The sequence below is a fragment of the Ralstonia insidiosa genome (assembly GCF_008801405.1).
GTDB lineage: Bacteria > Pseudomonadota > Gammaproteobacteria > Burkholderiales > Burkholderiaceae > Ralstonia > Ralstonia insidiosa.
On record NZ_VZPV01000002.1, the window covers coordinates 1,144,857 to 1,164,044 of the forward strand.

The following is a 19,188-nucleotide window of genomic DNA, read 5'->3' on the forward strand; positions in this document are numbered from 1 at the left end:
TCATGCACCGGATGCGCTCGATACTGGCGGTAACAGTGCTGGTGTTGGGCGCATCCACCCAGGCCGCAGGGCTGGTGGGCGCAATGCCTGCCGGCCCTGCGCCGTTATATGGCGTGACGGTGGATGCGGTGGACAATGTGCCTGCCGTGGTCGATGCGCTCTCGCACCTGTCACGCACGCCCACCGTGCGTATCGTCTTTGATGAAGGAATGGCCGCGTCGGACTACGCAGCGCCCGTCGCCGCCATCCGGCGTGCGGCCTATGTGATGGGTGAACTGGTCGATTCGTCCACCCTCAAGCAAACCACCGTGCAGCAGATGCGCGAGCGCGCCATCACGTACTTCGATGTTCTGGGCCGCAATGTCGACATTTGGGAAGTGGGTAACGAGATCAACGGCGAGTGGACCGGTAGCACGCGCGACATCATCGACAAGACGCAGGTTGCCTACGACGCCATCAAGCAGCGCGGTGGCCGCACGGCGCTCACGCTCTACTACAACGAAGGCTGTGCTGAAACACCCTCACGCGCCATGTTCGACTGGGCCGAGCGCAATCTGCCGCCAGGCTTGCGCAACGGTGTGGACTACGTTTTCCTCAGCTTTTACGAAGACGATTGCAAGATCGCACCGCCCGACTGGAGTGCCGTGTTCGAGCGCCTGGGGCGTTTGTTTCCGCAGGCGATGCTCGGTTTTGGAGAAATCGGTACACGCCACGCGGCAGGCAAGGGCGCATTGATCGCGCGCTACTACGGCCTGTCGATTGCGCATCCACGGTTTGTTGGCGGCTACTTCTGGTGGTACTTCCGGCAAGACATGGTGCCGCGTACGCGGCCGTTATGGCGCAGCATCGACGCAGCATTCCAGTCGATGCCGGCTACGCCACCCAGAACGCCTGCGCCCTAGCCTGTGTGCCTCGGTATTGCGGGCCGTGCGGCTGTCCACGGCGCTCTTCATCGGGCTCGATGGGCTCGCCTTGGTGCCGTCCGAATTGGATGGTGCGGGTCGGTAATGCGAAGGCTGTCCCGAGTTGTGCAGCGCTTCAAGAATCGCCAGGTTGATGCGCTGCTGGATATCCATGTAGAGGTTGAAATGTGATGACCGGGTTGCGCGTCGTCTGGGTTTGCGCTGATCGCTTGTCACGTGCCGACAGTTTCCGCCGCGGTTGAGCCACAGCGCAATCTGGAACCCGATGATGACGAAGTACGGGCGTTGAGCCACGCCATGGCCATTGACATCTCTGTGCAAAGTCACGGCATGTCACGTCGCACAAGTTGTGTCGCGTGGATTCACGCGCGCATTGCAAATGCAACACAGTTGCGTTATCTTCTTTTGCAACACAGTTGCATAAAAGGCGTGACCGCCGTGAATCTGCCCATGACTTCGCCAGCCCGCTTGCCCGTCACCGTCCTGTCCGGTTTTCTGGGAGCGGGCAAGACAACGCTGCTCAACCATGTCCTGAACAACCGCGAAGGGCGGCGTGTGGCGGTCATCGTCAACGACATGTCCGAGGTCAACATCGACGCTGCGCTGGTGCGTGATGGTGGCGCGCAACTCTCGCGCACTGACGAGAAGCTCGTCGAGATGAGCAACGGCTGCATCTGCTGCACCCTGCGCGAAGACTTGCTGGTCGAGGTTCGCCGCCTGGCAGCGGAAGGGCGCTTTGACTACTTGCTGATTGAGTCCACCGGGATCTCCGAACCACTGCCGGTGGCCGAGACCTTCACCTTCGAGGGCGAAGATGGCACGGTGCTGGCCGATGTGGCGCGGCTCGACACCATGGTGACCGTGGTGGACGCGTACAACTTCCTGCGCGACTACGGCTCGCGCGACAGCCTGCAGGCACGCGGTGAATCGATGGGTGCGGAAGATCAGCGCACGGTAGTGGATCTGTTGGTCGACCAGATCGAGTTCTGCGATGTGATCGTGCTCAACAAGGCTGACCTGATGAGCGAGGCTGATCTCACGCGCCTGGAGGGCATCCTGCATCGCCTCAATCCGCACGCTCGCATTGAACGCGCCATGTTTGGCCAGGTGCCGATCGATCGCGTGCTGGGCACGGGCCGGTTCGATTTTGACGAGGCCGCCAAGGCACCCGGTTGGCTGAAGGCGCTGCGCGGCGAACATGTGCCCGAATCCGATACCTACGGCATCGGCAGCTTCGTCTATCGAGCACGCCGGCCATTTCATCCGCAGCGCTTCTTCGACTGGGTGCAAAGCGAGTGGCCGGGCGTGGTGCGATCCAAGGGCTTCTTCTGGCTGGCGAGCCATCCGGCGCATGCCGGGTCATGGTCACAGGCGGGGGCGATGGCACGGCATAACGTAGCGGGCTATTGGTGGGCGGCCGTGCCCCCTGAGCGCTGGCCAACCGACCCGGAATCCGTTGCCACGATTCACCAGCATTGGGACAGCAACGTGGGCGATGCACGCCAGGAAATCGTCCTGATCGGCATCGGCATGAACGAAACGGCATTGCGCGTACGCTTTGACGCCTGCCTGCTGACCGAGACCGAGATGGCCGCCGGCCCGCACGCCTGGAAGCGCTACACCAACCCGTTTCCCGAGTGGCCCAGCGCATGATCCGGCAGAACCCGCGCGGTGATCTGCCGCAGATTCACCCAAGTGCCTTTGTTGACCCGACCGCCATCGTGTGTGGGCGCGTGATCGTGTACGAGAACGTGTTCATCGGTCCTTACGTCGTGATTCGCGCGGACGAAGTGGACGCAGAGGGCTACATGGAGCCCATCGTCATCGGGGCGCACTCGAACATTCAGGACGGTGTGGTCATCCATTCCAAGTCAGGCGCGGCCGTCTCCATTGGAGAGCGAACGTCGATTGCGCACCGTGCCATCGTGCACGGGCCCTGCGTGGTGGGGGATGACGTGTTCATCGGTTTCAACAGCGTGCTGTTCAACTGCACGATCGGGCAGGGCGGTGTCGTGCGGCATAACGCCGTGGTGGACGGCTGCGATTTGCCGGATGGCTTCTACGTGCCGTCCACCGAGCGTATCGGGCCCGACACGGATCTGCGCGATATCCGGAAGGTGTCTGCGCGCGAGTCGGCGTTCTCTGAAGACGTGGCACGCACCAACAATCACCTTGTGCAGGGGTACAAGCGCATCCAGGCCACCTTCGAGGCCTGATGCAATGAAGCACGCTGATCTGATCGTTCGCAGCGGCACGCTCGTGACGCCGGGCGGGCTGCATGTGGGCGATGTCGTCTGCCGCGCTGGACGCATCGTTGCGCTCAATGCGCAAGGCTGGGCGGTTGACGAGTCCATCGATGCCCGGGGCTTGCACGTGCTGCCGGGGGTGATTGATAGCCAAGTGCATTTTCGCGAGCCCGGCCTCACGCACAAAGAGAACCTGGAAGCAGGCACGCGTGGCGCCGTGCTGGGCGGCGTGACGGCCATGTTCGAGATGCCCAACACGCATCCGCTCACGCTCAGCGCGCAGGATCTGCAAGACAAATGCGAGCGGGCCCGTGGCCGCGCGTGGTGCGACTACGCCTTCTACATGGGCGGGGCTGCTGCCAATGTGGATCAGTTGCCGGAGCTGGAGAGGTTGCCGGCCTGTGCAGGCGTCAAGGTCTTCATGGGAAGCTCCTTCGGTGATCTGCTGGTCGACGATGCGACGGTGCTGCGCCGCATCCTGCGCAAGGGGCGTCGCCGCCTGGCGGTGCATGCCGAAGACGAAGCCCGGCTGCGCGAGCGGCGCGCCCTGGTCGAGCACTCTGCTGATGTGCGCGACCACCCTGTCTGGCGCGATGCCGAGAGCGCGCTCTTGGCGACGCAGCGCGTGGTAAAGCTGGCCATGGAGGCGCAGCGCCGTCTGCACATCCTGCATGTATCGACCGCCGAAGAGATGGCATTCCTGGCGCGGCATAAGGCCAGTGCCAGCATCAGCGTTGAAGTCACGCCGCATCATCTGAGCCTGGTCGCGCCCGAGTGTTACGAGCGTCTTGGCACGCTGGCCCAGATGAATCCGCCCGTGCGCGACGCTCGCCATCAGGCGGCGCTGTGGCAGGCCGTCAGCAATGGTGTTGTGGATGTACTCGGCAGCGACCACGCACCCCATACGCTGGATGAGAAGGCCCGGCCGTATCCATCATCACCGAGTGGCATGACGGGGGTGCAGACACTGTTGCCGATCATGCTGGATCACGTCAACGCCGGACGGCTCAGCCTGCAACGGCTGGTGGACCTGACCAGTGCCGGGCCCGCGCGCATCTTCGGCATTGAAGCCAAGGGGCACCTGTCGATCGGGTACGACGCTGATCTGACGCTGGTCGACCTGAAAGCGCGGCGCGAGATCACGCATGGCTGGATTGCCAGTGTGTCGGGTTGGACGCCGTACGACGGCCTGCGCGTAACAGGTTGGCCTATCGCCACTGTCGTGCGCGGTAGGCTCGTGGTGAGAGAAGGGGTGGTGGTTGGCCAGCCAGTTGGGCAGCCGGTGCGCTTTGCTGAAACGGCGCCCTGATATCAGGCGTCGGCGGTGGCGTGTTGGGCGCCGGGTGGCACACACACACGGTTGCGCCCTTGTCGCTTCGCTTCCATCAGGCCGATGTCGGCATCGGCCAGCAGCTTGGCCAGATCCTGCCCTGGCCGCAGCGGTGCCGCACCCACGCTGATCGTGAGCGGACCGACCGGCGTTGCGCTGGCGCTCACGGCGGCCTTCAGGCGTTCCACCACGGCCAACGCATTGGTCAATCCGCAGCCGGGCAGCAGCACGGCAAACTCATCGCCGCCCAGCCGCCCGAACAGATCGTCCGGGCGCAGCACGTCGGCCAGCGCATCGGACAATGACACCAGCGCCTCGTCACCGGCCGCATGGCCCCATGCATCGTTGATGGACTTGAAGTGATCAACGTCCAGGTACAGCGCGCACAACGGTTCAGCATGGTGCTGCGCACGCTCCACTGCAAAGCTGCCCAGCTCGAAGAAGCGCTGGCGCGCGAGCATGCCGGTCAGGTGGTCGGTGTTGGCGCGGTCGGCCAGATTGATTTCAGCAGCAAAGTGCCGCGCCATGGCGCGCAGCAGGTAGCGGTGGATGACCGCCGCCGCGGCAATGCAGATTGGCAGATATAGCAGGATGCCCAGCCACGCATGGTGAAGGGTGGCAGCGGGTGCATCGGTACTGAGCACGGCAACAATGGGTCCGGCCGTGCACAACGTCATGGCGATGCAGAAATCCCGGCGCGTAAGCCACGCGGGGCTGGTGGCCAGCGGCATCAGGTAGAACGCAGGCAGCACCCATTCGAGCCCGGCCTGATGGCCAAAGGCGATGATGGCGATCTCTTCTGCAAGCAGATGCGCCAGCGCCAGCGGCCCCCACAACCCCGTATGACGATGCCGCTGCGCAATGACCACGATGGCGGTCAGCACCCCGAGCAACACCAGCAGTGGTGCCAGCGTATGCACCAGCCCCGTGGCCCAGCCCAGCACGATGGCAAAGCCGTAACCGAGCACACCGCATTTGCTCAACGCGAGAATCATCGGCACGAAATGGCGCGCTTGATAGTCGCGGGAGGGCGTGCGTGCGTCAGGTAGGGCGGAGGCGGTAGGCGGGTTCGCGCTCAAGGCTAGGCGAGTGTGGCCTACTGGCGCGGCTGGATGGTGCGAGCGCGGGCGTGGCCGGATTGCGCAACAAAGCGCGCATTCTAATGGCGGTACGTGTCGCTGTGCGCGGATTTTTAGTGGGGGGAATCCCTCAGCCGGCCAGTGTCTGCCACACGAGCCAAAGATTGGCGACGCTGATCACGACGAATAAACCCCAAGCCAGTATGGACGTTAATCGGCTGTTAACAAATACGCCCATCAGCTTGCGATCGTCGGTCATGCGAATCAGCGGAAACATCGCAAACGGCAACTGAAAACCCAGCACCACCTGGCTGATCACGAGCAGTTTGCCGATGGCATGGTCGCCCAGCATGGCCACGCCGATGAATGCCGGAATCAACGCCAGCGCCCGCGTGATCAGGCGCCGCTGCCAGCAGGGGATGCGCAGGTCCAGGAAGCCCTCCATCAGGATCTGCCCCGCGATGGTGCCCGTGAAGGTGGAGCTTTGCCCTGCCGCCAGCAGGGCGATGCCGAACAGCACCCCGGCCACCGCCGTGCCGACGATGGGTTCGAGCAGGCGATGCGCATCCTGGATGTCGGCCACGTCCTGGTGGCCGTTGGCGTGGAATGCGGCAGCGGCCAGCACCAGGATGGCGCCGTTCACCAGAAGCGCCAGCGAGAGCGAGAGGATGGTATCGAGCCGCGACAAGCCCACTGCCTCGCGCTTGGCGGCTTCCGTGCTGGCCGTCATGCGCGTCTGCACGATAGACGAATGCAGGTACAGGTTATGCGGCATGATCGTCGCGCCGAGGATGCCGATGGCAAGGTACAGCGGCTCGCGCTCGCTCACGCTTTGCCACGACGGCATCAACCCGGCCGCCACAGACGGCCAGTGCGGTTTGATCAGCACCAGCTCCACGAAGTAGCACAGCCCGATGGTGAGGATCAGCCCCAGCACGATGGCCTCAAGCTGGCGGAAGTTTTTCCCCTTCAGGCCCAGCACGATCAGCGTATCCAGCGCGGTGAGTGCCACGCCGCCCAGTATTGGCACGCCCAGCAGCAGGTGGAACGCCAGCGCGCAGCCCAACACCTCCGCCAGATCGCACGCGATGATCGACAGCTCGGCCAACAGCCATTGCACGCGTACGGCCCCGGGCTGGTAGCGGTCGCGCGAGGCGCGCGCCAGATCCTTGCCCGTGACGATGCCTAGCCGCGCCGACAGACACTGCAGCACCATCGCCGCCAGGCTGGAGAGCACCACCACAAACAGCAGCGAATAACCGTAGCGCGAACCTGCCTCGATGTCAGTTGCCCAGTTGCCGGGGTCCATGTAGCCGACCGAGACGAGCAGCCCTGGCCCGGCAAAGCGCAGCAGCTTCTTCCACAACGGCATGCCCGGCGGGACAGCAACGGTGCCGCGCACCTCGGACGGGCAGAATGGCGCGGTGGCGGTGGTGGGCAGGGCGGGCAAGCGGAACATGGCGCGGCCGGGAGCGGAAGACGAAGAGGAAATCAATCGATGCGGCCTTATGATAGCCAAGTGCTGCGGCGCGTGCGGATATTGGCTGCTGGCGCCGCTTTGAGGTGATGGGTGGGTCATATTGCCGCGGCAGATTTAAGGCAAATCTCAGTCCGTTGGGGTAGATTTCCAGCTTTGCCGGCGCCTGTTCCCAGGTGCCGGCTGTCCGTTTACCGTCGATCCGCCAAGACTCACTCGCATGAACGCCATCCTCCTCATTGAAGACGACCTGCCGTTGGGCACCGCACTGGCCCGCGCGCTGCGTCAGGCCGGCTATAACGCGACCTGGGTACGCCGCCTGGTTGACGCGCAGAAATGGATCACCACCAACACGTTCGAGGCCATCGTGCTCGACCTCGGCTTGCCTGACGGTGAGGGCCATACCTTCCTCGAAGAACTGCGTGCCGCGCACAGCGATGTGCCGGTCATCATTGCCAGCGCGCGTGATGCGCTGTCCGAACGCCTCAAGGGCCTGGACTCGGGTGCCGACGACTTCCTCGTCAAGCCGTTCCCCGTGGATGAACTGGTCGCCCGCTTGCGTGCCGTGCTGCGCCGCCATGCCGGGCAGAGCACCAACCAGTGGAGCGTTGGCGCCCTGGTGGTCGAGCCCTCGCAAAAGCGCGTGACGCAGGATGGGCAGATCATCGAGCTCACCCCGCGCGAATACCAGTTGCTGCTTGAACTCGTGCGCCGTGCCCATCGCTGGGTCCCGCGAGAGACGCTCATGGACGCCCTCTACCGTGAAGGCGACAGCGTCAGCGCCAACGCGCTTGAAGTCGTCATCCACCACCTGCGCCGCAAGCTCGGCAATGAAACCATCCAGACCATCCGCGGCGTGGGCTACATGATCGGGGGCAACCGGTGAAGCTGGCGGTTCCAGCGATCCTGCGGGTCCGGTCGCTGTCGTTTCGCCTGTATGTACTGATCCTGCTGGCACTGGTGCTGATGCTGCTGGTGCAACTGGTGATCGCGCATCTGGAAATCTCCCGCACCAACAGCCGCCAAGTGGTGAGCGATCTGCGCATGTCGGCGCAGGCCTACGCTGATCTCACCACGCTCAACATGGATGACGTGCCGCGCCGGGAGGAATTCCTGCGCCGCCTCACCGACATCAAACTGGGCCTCTCGCTGCCCAACATCCTCCCGGGTGAATTCCGCTACGTGCTGTGCGATCGCGCCGGCCACGTCATCACCGCCTTCCCTGGTGCGCCCACCATGCCCTGTGGCAAGGCGCACGACACCGTGGTCGAGATCATGCTCGAGGGCAAGCCGTGGCGCAGCTATACGGTGGACAGCGTCGATGGCAAGCTCACGGCCACCGTGGCACAGCCGCTCTCCGCGTATGAACGCGCCATTCGCGATCTCTTCGAGGAAGTGGCGATTGCACTGGCCATTCTCGCCATCGCGCTGATGGTGATGGTGGGCTGGGCGGCACACGTCGGTCTCAAGCCGCTGCGCACGCTGACACGCCAGGTGGAGTCGCGCGACTCGGCGGATCTGGACCCGGTGCAGAGCGTCGAGCACGCCGAGCTGAAACCGCTGGTGGAAGCGCTGAACGATCTGTTCGCGCGTGTACGGCGCGGCATCGAGGCAGACCGCCGTTTCTTTGCCGATGCCGCGCACGAACTGCGTACGCCGCTGGCGGCCATCCAGGCGCAGGCGTATGTGGTTTCTCACTCTGACAGTGAAGACGATCGCTCCACCGCACTGCGTGAGTTTGATCGCGGCATTTCGCGGGCAACGCAATCGCTGGCCAAATTGCTGGCCATCGCGCGACTCGATGCACGCCGCGTGGAAGCCCAATTGGCGCAAGGCGCGTTGTCCGATCTGGCCGGTTGTGCGCGCGGTGGCGTGATTCAGCAAGCCTCTCGCGCCGAGCGTCGCAACGTCACGCTGTCATACGAAGGCGCCAATCAGGCGTGGGTGTCGGTGTCGCACGAAGATGCCGCCACGCTGGTCGAAAACGTGCTCGACAACGCCGTGCGCGAAACGCCCAAGGATGGCGAGGTGCGCGTGGTGGTCAAGCGTGTCGAGCAAGGAACCCAGGGTGCAACGGTGCCGATGGTTGAACTGCGCATTGAAGACACCGGCCCCGGCATTCCGCCCGACGAGCGCGAGCGTGTGTTCGAGCGCTTCTACCGCCCGCGCGGCAGCCAGTCGCAAGGTAGCGGCCTGGGTTTGGCGATCGTGCGGCGCATTGTCGAACTCGGCAATGGCTCGGTGGCCATCGAGGATGGCCTGGGTGGAAAGGGCTGTGCCGTGGTGATCCGTCTGCCGGCGCTGGACAGCGCCCCTGAACCGATCGAACCGGATGGCGCGCCACCGGGCATGGCCGACACGCACAGCCACTGACCGGCACGGCGCGAGGCGGAGCGCCCTGGCACTCGTGGTGCTGGGGTATCTGGCATTGCTGGCGTGGTGGCGGGCGCGATTCAGGAATCGCGCGGCACCGCTGGCCGCTGGCAGGCACGTGTTGAGGTGGGCGGCAGCGCTGACAGCCTGACCGCGCAAGACCCACGCCTGCGCCGCGCCCCCTTCGAGAAGGCGCTGGCGCTGCCGTCCACCTGCCGCTGATCAGTAGCCGATCGTGAAGCGCTGGCGCGGGTGCGCCGGCTTTTCCGTCTCGTCGAGGAAGCCGATGGCGTAGTCCTCCATCGAGATCCAGGGCTTGCCGTTGGCATCCACCAGCAGCGTGTCCTTGCCGATGCGGAAGTGGCCCGTACGCTCGCCCGGCTCGAAGATGGCCGACGGCGACACGAATGTCCAGTTCAGCTCGGTCTCCGAGCGCAGTGCGTTGAGGAAGTCGCGGCCTGCCGAGGCTTCGGCAAAGTACTCCTTGGGGAACTGCGGCGTGTCGATCAGTGCCACGCCCGGCGCCACTTCCAGGCTGCCAGCACCACCCACCACCAACAGGCGTGGCACGCCCGCCTTCTTCACCGCGCCAACGATCTGCTCCGCATTGGCCTGCAGGAAGCGCACCGTGCTGAAGGCCACATCGTTGCCCGCCAGCGCAGCAACCAGCGCAGCCTGGTCCGCCACATCCACGTCCTTGGCGGTCAAGCCTGCACGTGCCGGCAGCTTGGAGGCGGTGCGCGCAATGGCCGTCACCTGGTGGCCACGGCGCAGTGCCTCGTCGATCAGGCGGGTGCCTACGCGCCCTGTGGCGCCAATGATTGCAATCTTCATGGTTCAACTCCTTGTTGAGTGGCTGTGATGCGATATGTAATTAATGCGGTTACATATATCGATAAAAAAAACGCCAAGCCGCTAGGCCCGGCGACGACGCTTTTGTGCGTGTCCGACTTGTTCCAGCATGCCCGCGATGGTCTGCGCGGCCAGTTCTGCTTCCATGGCGGCTTGCGCGCGTTCGGTCACGCGCTCCAGCACGCCGGTGATCTCGCGGCCCACATCACACGCCGGGTTGGGTGCATTGGGCGGCAGCGCGATCAACACGGAGGATTCCACCGCACGAAACACGTCGAGCAGCGTGATGCGGTCTGCCGGCTGTGCCAGCGTTGCACCACCCGTAGCACCCATCTGCGAGCTGACGAAACCGGCTTCGGCCAATTGCGCAACCAGGCGACGGATCAACGCCGGGTTGGTGCCCACGCTACCCGCAATGAGCGACGACGGCACCGGGCCTTCTGCGCTGGCAAGCAGGGTCAGGATATGCACGGCGACGGCGAAGCGGCTGCTGGTAGACATGGTGGTCAGATAAAGTGTAACCAGTGTAGATACACTTATGCGTGCAGTCAACCCCGTCCGCCGCGTGCGACTCAGAAGGCGGTCGCCAGTGCCGAGGCTCGCACCTTGGCATTCGCCTTGGCTGCTGCCAGCGCATTGGGCGTGGTCAGTGTTGGTGCGGCGCTGATCTCCGTCACGTCGTCAATGCCAATGAAGCGCAGCCAACGGCGCAGATACGGCTTCTGAAAATCGTCGGGCGATTCGGTCGCACCTTCGGTGCGCGCGGCATAGGCACCGGCACTGGCATAGATGAGTGCCGCCCTCTTGCCGGAGAGCAGCGCTTGATAGCCTGTGCCGGGCGACCAGTTCCAGTTCTGGCCGGGTAGCGTCACCACGTCAATGAAATGCTTGAGCTGGTAGGGCACACCAAAATTCCACATCGGCACTGAGAAGAGATAGTGGTCTGCCGCATTGAAGCGCTGTGACAGCGCCACGGCGCGCTGCCATTGCGCGCGTTGCGCTGGCGTGGCGTCTTGCGTGCGCAGCACCGCAAACTTGGCGCTGATCATGTCGGCATCGAACTCGGGCAGGTCCAGGTCTGGGCTCCACAGGTCGATCGTGTCGATCTCGTGGTCAGGGTGGGCAGCGCGATAGCTATCGAGAAACTGCCGGGCCACGTCGATGGAGTGCGACAGCGCTTTCATGGGCGAGGCTTCGATATAGAGCAGGCGGGTCATGTGAGGGCTCCTTATGCAGCGTTGAAGAAGTTGAGGCCAACGGTGCCGGCAATCACCAGCCCGATACAGGCCAGGCGTGCAGGCTGCATGCTCTCGCCAAAGACAAGGATGCCCAGCAGCGTGACGCCCACCGAGCCGATGCCCGTCCAGATGGCATAGGCCGTGCCGGCGGGGAGGCCGTGCATGGCATGCGTGAGCAGGAACACGCTGGCCAGCGCCGTCACGATGCCGAGCACGCTGGGGATGGGGCGTGTCCACCCTTGCGCAAACTTGAGCGAGATCGCCATGGCAATTTCCACAGCGCCCGCGGCCAATAGCCAGAGCCAAGCGGTTTGCTGCATATCACCTCCGGTTCGTGCGGGCCGCTTGCTCGGGTGGCGAGCGGCGCGTTGCAGTGGAGCCAGATTAGGGGTACGGTCACACGCCAACAAGTACGCACCCGGAGGTAACCGTGACGGCCAACAAGGCTATTGCCGACACTCAGCAAGCGCATGAGAAGGGCGCGGAACACGCCATCGAAGTGGAGGCTTGCCCATCGACGCGCGCCCTGGAACTGGTGGCGAGCAAATGGGCGCTGCGTATCTTCCCCGCATTGGAAAACGGCCCGGTGCGCAACAACGAACTCCTGCGCCGCGTGGGCGACGGCATCTCACAGAAGATGCTCACGCAGACCTTGCGCGAGCTGGAAGCCAACGGCCTCATCCTGCGCACCATCTACGACAGCGTGCCCCCGCACGTGGAATACCGCCTGAGCCCCCTGGGCGAATCGCTCAACCGCACGCTCATGGGCTTGGACGATTGGGTGAAGACACATTGGCAGGAAATGGAACGGATTCGCGCCGCGCAGGTCGATTCCGAGTGACATCCGTGCGTTCTGCCGGAAGTTATGTGCAGATGCAGTCATTCTCCTGCTAGTATTCGGGGCCCATGTTTGTGACAAATCTTCGCTTCGCCTTGCCGACGCAGTCTCGCGCCCACGCGCGTGGCGTGCTGTCACGCGCGCGCGGCGTACGGTGGATCGTCACGATCTGGTGCCTGCTGTTTACCGTCACGGTGTTCTCGGCCACGCATTTCCCCGATGGGCAAGCCGCTGACGATGCGCTGGAAGCCATCGAGGCCGTCGTCGACGATGCGCTGGACGACGTGCAACCGGTTGCCCAGCCCAGCAAGGGCTTCGAGCGTGCCATCAAGGTGGCGCTCGGCAAGCTGGTCAAGCAGCCCGGCCAGTGCTTTAGCGTGGAGCACTGGGTGGCACAGGCGCACACCGCGCCCGATGCACCCTCCAGCAACGCTGCCGCCCCCGATCACCCCAGCGACGCGCCAGAACTCTGGCTGCCGCCGCCTCCCATGACGCTTGCACCCGGCCTGCGTGTCGCGCGTGTCCGCGTTGCACTTCCGCCGTTCCAGGCCGGCCCCACGCCGGCCCCCATGCTGCGTCCGCCTGCCCGCGCCTGATTCCGGCATTCGCCGGAAACCATCCCCTTGAGTTCGTAGTGCAACGCCAACCGGCCGTTTGATTCGACCGGCTGGGCGTTCGCGCTTGCCTGTTCTTCTTTTTCAGGATGATTTCGGATGTTGTCCAATCAGGATGCGGCCGTCCCGTGCCCCGCAGCGGGTGCGCGCGCGTCGCGACGCTTTGTTCTTTCCGCTGTGCTCGCGGCAATGGCCGTCAGTGCCAATGCCGCGCCGCCGGCATCGTTGCCGCGTGCCTCTGCGCCGGCCGTTCAACCGCAGCGTGACGAGGTGCTTCCGCAGCCGCGCTATACCTTGCCGCAGTTGCTGGAACTGGCCCGCGCCAACCACCCGGCACTGGCCGCTTCGCAAGCCCAGGTGCAGGCCGCGCAGGCGGGCATTGCCACTGCACGTGCCTGGCCCAATCCCGAGGTGGAGGCCATGGCCGGCCGCCAGCGCGCTCGCATGCCGGGTGCGGCGGAAGGCCGCACCAATAGCGTGTCGATCACGCAGAAGCTCGACTTGCCGTGGCAGCGCGCTGCCCGCACGCAAGCCGCCGATGCCGCCTACGAAGGCTCACAGGCGGCTGCCCGATCGCTAGCCCGTGCCGTGGAGGCCGATCTCAAACTGCGCTTCTACGACGTCGTACGCCGCGAGGCCGAGCAACGTAACGCGCGCGAAGATGTGATGCTCGTCGAGCAGATCCGCCGCGGCGTGGCCGTGCGTGTGGAGACCGGCGAAGCCCCACGCTACGAACTCATCCGTGGCGATGCCGAGCTGCTCAACGCGCAGCGCAACGCGCAGGCTGCCGCGCTGCGCGTGCAACAGGCATTGGCTGAACTGCGCCGCGCCGTAGGTGCTGATCTGCCGCAAACGTTCGACGTGGATGCCGGTACCGAAACGCCTTCCGTGGCGCACCTGCCACCGCTGGCCGATCTGGTCAGCACCGTTGTCGCGACACATCCGGAGCTGGAGGCCGACCGCGCCGCCTTGCGTGAGGCCGATGCGCGCTTGGCACACGAACGCAGCCAGCGCTGGCCGTCGCTCGCGCTGCGCGGCACGGTCGACCGCCAACCCGATCTGCAGGACAGCCGTGTGGGCCTGGTGATGTCGATCCCGCTCTTCGACCGTCGCGAAGGCCCTGTGGGCGAAGCGGTGGCCGCACGTGAACGCGCACGCGCCCTGTTGCGCGACCGCGAGTTGCGCACGCGCCAGGCAGTGGAATCCGCCTACCGCCAATACGAGATCGCCGAATCGCAAGTCAGCGCGCTCGAATCCGGCGTGATCAAGCAGGCCGAATCGGCCCTGCGTGTGGCCGAGGCCGCGTACCGCCACGGCGAGCGCGGGATTCTCGATTACCTCGACGCCCAGCGCGTCTTCCGCCAGGCACGCAACGACCTGATTGCCGCACGCGCGGACTTGCGCACAGCCGCCGTAGAACTCGACCGCCTGCGCCCGGAGGCCCAATGACACGCCCGAGCCGCTGCATTGCCTCCCGAACTCACGAATCCAGCCCGACCATGCACACACCGTCTTCCTTCTCTTCTTCGATCCGGCTGGCCGGGGTTGCCCTGGCGGCGATGCTGTTGCTGGGTGCCTGCGGCAAAGACGCTGCTGATAGCGCCAAGGCCGCACAGCAAGCCGCCGATCCGAACCTCGTTGTCGCACAGCCCACGCTGGTGCAGCGCCTGAAGTTGGCGCCGGTAGGCAAGCAACCAATTGCCGAACGCCTGCGCGTGCCGGGGCAGATTGCGTTTGATGAACAACGTGTCGCGCGCATCGGTGCCACCGTCACGGGCCGCGTGACGGAGCTGGTCGCCACGCTGGGCCAGAGCGTCAAGGCGGGCGACATCCTCGCGCAACTGCACAGCACCGAGCTGGGTGCAGCGCAGCTCGCCTATCAGAAGGCCGCTGCGCAACGCGACTTACAGGCGCGCGCGCTGGAACGCGCCAAGCTGCTGCTGGCTGCTGATGTGATCGGCTCGGCCGAGCTGCAGAAGCGCCAGAGCGAACTGGCGATGGCCGATGCCGAAGTGCGCGCGGCTGTTGACCAACTGCGTGTGATGGGCGTGTCGCCCGGCACGCTTTCTAAGATGCGCACGGGCGGCATGTCGTCGATCTCGCCGGTGGTGGCGAGCATCAGCGGCACGGTGGTCGAGCGCAAGGTGACGCGCGGCCAGGTGGTGCAGCCGGCCGACGAGCTGTTCACCGTGGCGGACCTGTCACGCGTGTGGGTGGTGGGCGAAGTGCCCGAGAACGCTGCTGCCGGTGTGCGTGCCGGCCAATCGGTGGAGGTCGACACCGGCGCGGGTGAGCGCATTGTCGGCAAGCTGATCTGGGTGTCCGACATCGTTGATCCGCAATCGCGCACGGTGACGGTGCGCACGGAGGTCGATAACGCTGAGCGCACGCTCAAGCCATCGATGCTGGCCACGCTGCTGATCCAGTCGCGCCCCGAAGAGCGCGTGGTCGTGCCGACCTCCGCCGTGGTGCGCGAAGACAACCGCGACTACGTGTTCGTGCGCGCGGGCGACAAGGACAGCGACTACCGCCTCACGCCTGTCAAGCTGGGCGATGAATCCAATGGTGTGCGCCCGGTGGTTTCGGGTGTGCAGGTTGGCCAACCCATCGTCGTTGAAGGCGGCTTCCACCTGAACAATGAGCGCAAGCGCGCCGAGATGGAGGGCGCATGATCGACGCATTGATTCGCGGTGCGCTCAAGCAGCGGCTTGTGGTGGCCGTGCTGGCTGCCGTGCTGCTGTTCTTCGGGCTGGATGCCGCACGCAAGCTGTCGCTGGATGCGTTTCCTGACGTGACCAACGTGCAGGTGCAGATCGCCACGGAGGCACCCGGGCGCTCGCCGGAAGAGGTCGAACGCTTTGTGACCGTGCCGGTGGAAATGGCCATGACCGGCCTGCCGGCACTCGTTGAAATGCGCTCGCTCAACAAGCCGGGGCTGTCGCTCATCACGCTCGTCTTTACCGATGAGACGGATGTGTACTTCGCGCGCCAACTCGTGATGGAGCGGTTGATCGAGGTGCAGTCGCGCATGCCCGCGGGCGTGACGCCGGTGCTGGGGCCTGTCTCCACAGGCTTGGGCGAGGTGTACCAGTACACGCTCGACAAGCCGGATGATGGCGACAAGGAACTCTCCGTCGAAGAACTTACCCAGCGCCGCATCGCGCAGGACTGGGTGGTGCGTCCGCTGCTGCGCTCCATTCCGGGCGTGGCGGAAATCAACTCGCAGGGCGGCTACGAGAAGCAGTACCAGGTGCTGGTCAACCCGGAGCGTTTGCGCCATCACAACGTGACGGTCAAGCAGGTGTTCGAGGCGCTGGCTGCCAATAACGCCAACTCCGGTGGCGGTGTGCTGCCGCACTTTGCGGAGCAGTACCTGATCCGCGGTGTGGGCCTGGTGCGTGACACGAATGACATTGGCGCCATCGTGCTCAAGGAGGTCAACGGTACGCCGCTGAATATCCGCGATGTGGCAGAAGTGAAGATTGGCACGGCGGTGCGGGCGGGCGCGGTGGTCAAGAACGGCGTGACTGAATCGGTCGGTGGCGTGGTCATGATGATGCGCGGCGGTAATGCGAAGGAAGTCGTCGCCCGCATCCAGGATCGCGTCAAGGTCATCAACAGCGACGGCATGCTGCCCGGCGGCCTGAAGATCGTGCCGTACTACGAGCGTTCGGACCTTGTGGATTCTGCGCTGAAGACCGTCATCAAAGTGCTGGCCGAAGGCGTGGTGCTGGTGGTGATCGTGCTGCTGCTGTTCCTGGGCGACATACGCTCGTCGCTCATCGTGGTCGGCACGTTGATCTTGACACCGCTGCTGACGTTCATCGCGATGAACAAGCTCGGTATCTCGGCCAACCTGATGTCGTTGGGTGGGCTGGCGATTGCCATTGGCTTGATGGTGGACGGCTCGGTGGTGGTGGTGGAAAACGCCTTCGCGCACCTGGCCAAACCACGAGACCCGAACGAAAGCCGCGCACGCATCATCCTGCATGCGGTAACAGAGGTGGCAACGCCCGTGATCTTTGGCGTGGGCATCATCATCCTGGTGTTCCTGCCGCTGATGACGCTGGAAGGCATGGAGGGCAAGATGTTCGCGCCGCTGGCCTTCACGATTGCAATTGCGCTGTTTTTCTCGCTGGTGCTGTCGCTCACGCTCACGCCGGTGTTGTCGTCGTATCTGTTGAAGCCGAAGGTGCACAAGCACGTGAAAGGCGAACACAGCGATGACCCGCATGCCGAGCACGATGCACACGACACGTGGCTGATTCGCAAGATGAAGAAGCCGTATCTGCGCATGCTGGAATGGAGCCTGAACAACGGCCGCAAGACGGTTGTCGTGGCCGTGGCAGTGTTCTTCGCTACCGGCGCGTTGATGCCGTTCCTGGGCACGGCGTTTATCCCCGAGATGAAGGAGGGCTCGGTGGTGCCCGGTATCAACCGCGCACCGAATATCTCGCTGGAAGAGTCGATCCGCATGGAGATGGAAGCCATGCGCCTGGTGATGCAGGTGCCGGGTGTGAAGTCCGCTGTGTCGGGTGTGGGCCGTGGCGAATCGCCGGCCGACCCGCAAGGCCAGAACGAATCGACGCCGATCGTCTCGCTCAAGCCGCGTGACGAATGGCCGAAGGGCTGGAACCAGGACGACATTGCCGAGGCGATGCGCAAGGCGTTGCAAGTGCTGCCTGGCGTGCAGATCGTCATGGCCCAGCCGATTTCCGACCGCGTGGATGAGATGGTGACGGGCGTGCGTTCGGACGTCGCCATCAAGGTGTTCGGCGATGACCTCAACACGCTGCGCGAGAAGGCCGAGGCGATTGCCAAGGTGGCGCAGGGCATCCAGGGTGCGCAGGACATGCGTGTGGAGCGCATCACAGGCCAGCAGTACCTGCAGATCGCCATTGACCGGCAGGCCATTGCGCGTCACGGCCTGAACGCGGCCGACGTGCAAAACGTGATCGAAACCGCCATCGGCGGCAAGGAAGCCACGGAAATCTTCGAAGGCGAGCGCCGCTTCAGCGCCGTGGTGCGCCTGCCGGAGACGTATCGCGGCAGCGTAGAGGCCATTCGCAACCTGATCGTGGCAGCACCCAACGGCGCACAGGTGCCGATGGAGAGCATCGCCCGCATCGAGGTGACTGATGGCCCCGCGCAGATCAGCCGTGAACTCGGTAAGCGCCGCGTGGTGGTGGGCGTGAACGTGCGTGACCGCGACCTGGGCGGCTTCGTGGCCGAGCTGCAGGGTGCCGTGGCGCAGAAGGTCAAGTTGCCCGAGGGCTACTACCTGGAGTGGGGCGGCCAGTTCCAGAACATGGAACGCGCCATGGGCCACCTGAAGGTGATCGTGCCGATTACGGTGGCGGCCATCTTCTTCCTGCTGTTCCTGCTGTTCAACTCCGTGCGCTACGCCACGCTGATCATCCTGGTGCTGCCGTTCGCCTCCGTGGGCGGGATCATCGGATTGTTCGTCACCGGGGAATACCTCTCCGTGCCGGCATCCGTGGGCTTCGTCGCGCTATGGGGTATCGCGGTGCTTAACGGCGTGGTGCTGGTCAGTACGATCCGCAGTTTGCGGGAGCAGGGGATGTCGGTGGAGGAATCCGTGCGGCTGGGTTCGCGCATGCGCTTCCGCCCCGTGATGATGACCGCCACCGTGGCCATGCTGGGTTTGATCCCATTCCTGTTTGCCACGGGCCCGGGTTCGGAAGTGCAACGGCCACTGGCCATCGTGGTGATTGGCGGTCTGCTGACCTGCACGCTGCTCACGCTGGTGATGCTGCCCACGCTGTACAAATGGTTTGATGAGGAGTCGAAGGCATGAAGGAAATCCGCATCGTAGTGCGCCCGCAATTGCTGGAGCGCTTGCATGAGGCCCTGCGTGGTTGTCCGGGGTTTCCGGGCATGACGGTGGGCGAGGTGAATGGTTACCCGCCGGTGGCTTCGCAGGCCGGTGCACATTCCATCAAGGAGGATCTGACCGAGTTCGTGCCGCGTGTGCGCATCGAGCTGGTGGTGTCGGATGCGCTGGCAAGCATGCTGTTCGATGCCTCCGTCAAGGTGCTTGAACACGGCCAGACCGGCGACAGCGCCATCTGGATGACCGATGTGGTACAGGCCACCTTTCTGCATCGCACGGGTTGATGCGGGTTTGATGCGCCCATGAAAAACGGCGGACTGTGTCCGCCGAAAATCGGGAGCCAACGTTGCAGCGGGCCACCTCG

The 19,188-nt window shown here is 64.5% G+C and carries 19 protein-coding genes; 13 read left to right on the top strand and 6 right to left on the bottom strand.

The window, feature by feature from the left end:
• The first annotated feature begins 2 nt into the window (after window positions 1–2).
• The 4 genes from F7R11_RS21985 (at window position 3) to F7R11_RS22005 (ending at window position 4,478) form a co-directional block, all read left to right on the top strand.
• Complete coding sequence (locus F7R11_RS21985; RefSeq protein WP_064807857.1) at window positions 3–902, top strand: hypothetical protein; 900 nt, start codon at window positions 3–5, stop codon at window positions 900–902.
• Between the two features lie 471 nt (window positions 903–1,373).
• The gene (zigA, locus tag F7R11_RS21995; RefSeq protein ID WP_064809074.1) at window positions 1,374–2,576 is read left to right on the top strand and encodes a zinc metallochaperone GTPase ZigA; all 1,203 of its coding nucleotides are present in this window, start codon (window positions 1,374–1,376) and stop codon (window positions 2,574–2,576) included.
• Window positions 2,573–3,139 (top strand): gamma carbonic anhydrase family protein, encoded by a 567-nt coding sequence (locus tag F7R11_RS22000; RefSeq protein ID WP_031328948.1) that lies wholly within the window; start codon window positions 2,573–2,575, stop codon window positions 3,137–3,139. Before zigA ends, F7R11_RS22000 begins: the two co-directional genes overlap by 4 nt.
• A gap of 4 nt (window positions 3,140–3,143) precedes the next feature.
• Window positions 3,144–4,478: a dihydroorotase gene (locus F7R11_RS22005; protein ID WP_064807855.1), complete on the top strand. Its 1,335-nt coding sequence runs from the start codon at window positions 3,144–3,146 to the stop codon at window positions 4,476–4,478.
• Window positions 4,479–4,480: 2 nt separating this feature from the next.
• Here F7R11_RS22005 and F7R11_RS22010 read toward each other — a convergent pair whose 3' ends face one another.
• Window positions 4,481–5,500 carry a GGDEF domain-containing protein gene (locus F7R11_RS22010; RefSeq protein ID WP_244199215.1) on the bottom strand — a complete coding sequence of 340 codons (1,020 nt, stop codon included), beginning with the start codon at window positions 5,498–5,500 and terminating at the stop codon, window positions 4,481–4,483.
• 208 nt (window positions 5,501–5,708) lie between these two features.
• Window positions 5,709–7,037: an Nramp family divalent metal transporter gene (locus F7R11_RS22015; RefSeq protein WP_064807851.1), complete on the bottom strand. Its 1,329-nt coding sequence runs from the start codon at window positions 7,035–7,037 to the stop codon at window positions 5,709–5,711.
• 238 nt (window positions 7,038–7,275) lie between these two features.
• Between F7R11_RS22015 and F7R11_RS22020 the strand changes: the two genes are divergently transcribed.
• The 3 genes from F7R11_RS22020 (at window position 7,276) to F7R11_RS27110 (ending at window position 9,650) form a co-directional block, all read left to right on the top strand.
• Window positions 7,276–7,941: a response regulator gene (locus F7R11_RS22020; protein ID WP_021193639.1), complete on the top strand. Its 666-nt coding sequence runs from the start codon at window positions 7,276–7,278 to the stop codon at window positions 7,939–7,941.
• Complete coding sequence (locus F7R11_RS22025) at window positions 7,938–9,428, top strand: ATP-binding protein (protein WP_064807849.1); 1,491 nt, start codon at window positions 7,938–7,940, stop codon at window positions 9,426–9,428. The genes F7R11_RS22020 and F7R11_RS22025 overlap by 4 nt, the downstream gene beginning before the upstream one ends.
• A gap of 66 nt (window positions 9,429–9,494) precedes the next feature.
• Complete coding sequence (locus tag F7R11_RS27110) at window positions 9,495–9,650, top strand: hypothetical protein (RefSeq protein ID WP_156669033.1); 156 nt, start codon at window positions 9,495–9,497, stop codon at window positions 9,648–9,650.
• On the opposite strand, the gene F7R11_RS22030 is transcribed toward F7R11_RS27110, so the two are convergent.
• The 4 genes from F7R11_RS22030 to F7R11_RS22045 form a co-directional block, all read right to left on the bottom strand.
• Window positions 9,651–10,262, bottom strand: coding sequence for an NAD(P)-dependent oxidoreductase (locus F7R11_RS22030; RefSeq protein WP_064807846.1), 612 nt, complete (start codon window positions 10,260–10,262; stop codon window positions 9,651–9,653).
• 81 nt (window positions 10,263–10,343) lie between these two features.
• Complete coding sequence (locus F7R11_RS22035; RefSeq protein ID WP_064807844.1) at window positions 10,344–10,781, bottom strand: Rrf2 family transcriptional regulator; 438 nt, start codon at window positions 10,779–10,781, stop codon at window positions 10,344–10,346.
• Window positions 10,782–10,852: 71 nt separating this feature from the next.
• Window positions 10,853–11,497: an FMN-dependent NADH-azoreductase gene (locus F7R11_RS22040; RefSeq protein WP_064807842.1), complete on the bottom strand. Its 645-nt coding sequence runs from the start codon at window positions 11,495–11,497 to the stop codon at window positions 10,853–10,855.
• 11 nt (window positions 11,498–11,508) lie between these two features.
• Window positions 11,509–11,838: a DMT family transporter gene (locus F7R11_RS22045; RefSeq protein ID WP_064807840.1), complete on the bottom strand. Its 330-nt coding sequence runs from the start codon at window positions 11,836–11,838 to the stop codon at window positions 11,509–11,511.
• A 128-nt stretch (window positions 11,839–11,966) separates the two neighbouring features.
• Here F7R11_RS22045 and F7R11_RS22050 point away from each other — a divergent pair, with 128 nt between their 5' ends.
• The 6 genes from F7R11_RS22050 (at window position 11,967) to F7R11_RS22075 (ending at window position 19,108) form a co-directional block, all read left to right on the top strand.
• Window positions 11,967–12,359: a winged helix-turn-helix transcriptional regulator gene (locus tag F7R11_RS22050; RefSeq protein ID WP_064809073.1), complete on the top strand. Its 393-nt coding sequence runs from the start codon at window positions 11,967–11,969 to the stop codon at window positions 12,357–12,359.
• Between the two features lie 65 nt (window positions 12,360–12,424).
• Entirely contained in the window at window positions 12,425–12,952 is a 528-nt protein-coding gene (locus tag F7R11_RS22055) for a hypothetical protein (protein WP_064807838.1), read from the top strand.
• 117 nt (window positions 12,953–13,069) lie between these two features.
• The gene (locus F7R11_RS22060; RefSeq protein ID WP_064807836.1) at window positions 13,070–14,419 is read left to right on the top strand and encodes a TolC family protein; all 1,350 of its coding nucleotides are present in this window, start codon (window positions 13,070–13,072) and stop codon (window positions 14,417–14,419) included.
• Entirely contained in the window at window positions 14,416–15,642 is a 1,227-nt protein-coding gene (locus F7R11_RS22065) for an efflux RND transporter periplasmic adaptor subunit (protein ID WP_064807834.1), read from the top strand. The genes F7R11_RS22060 and F7R11_RS22065 overlap by 4 nt, the downstream gene beginning before the upstream one ends.
• Window positions 15,639–18,788 (top strand): efflux RND transporter permease subunit, encoded by a 3,150-nt coding sequence (locus tag F7R11_RS22070; RefSeq protein WP_064807832.1) that lies wholly within the window; start codon window positions 15,639–15,641, stop codon window positions 18,786–18,788. Before F7R11_RS22065 ends, F7R11_RS22070 begins: the two co-directional genes overlap by 4 nt.
• A complete protein-coding gene (locus tag F7R11_RS22075; protein ID WP_064807830.1) occupies window positions 18,785–19,108 on the top strand; it encodes a P-II family nitrogen regulator in 324 nt (107 codons plus the stop codon). Before F7R11_RS22070 ends, F7R11_RS22075 begins: the two co-directional genes overlap by 4 nt.
• The last annotated feature ends 80 nt before the right edge of the window (window positions 19,109–19,188 follow it).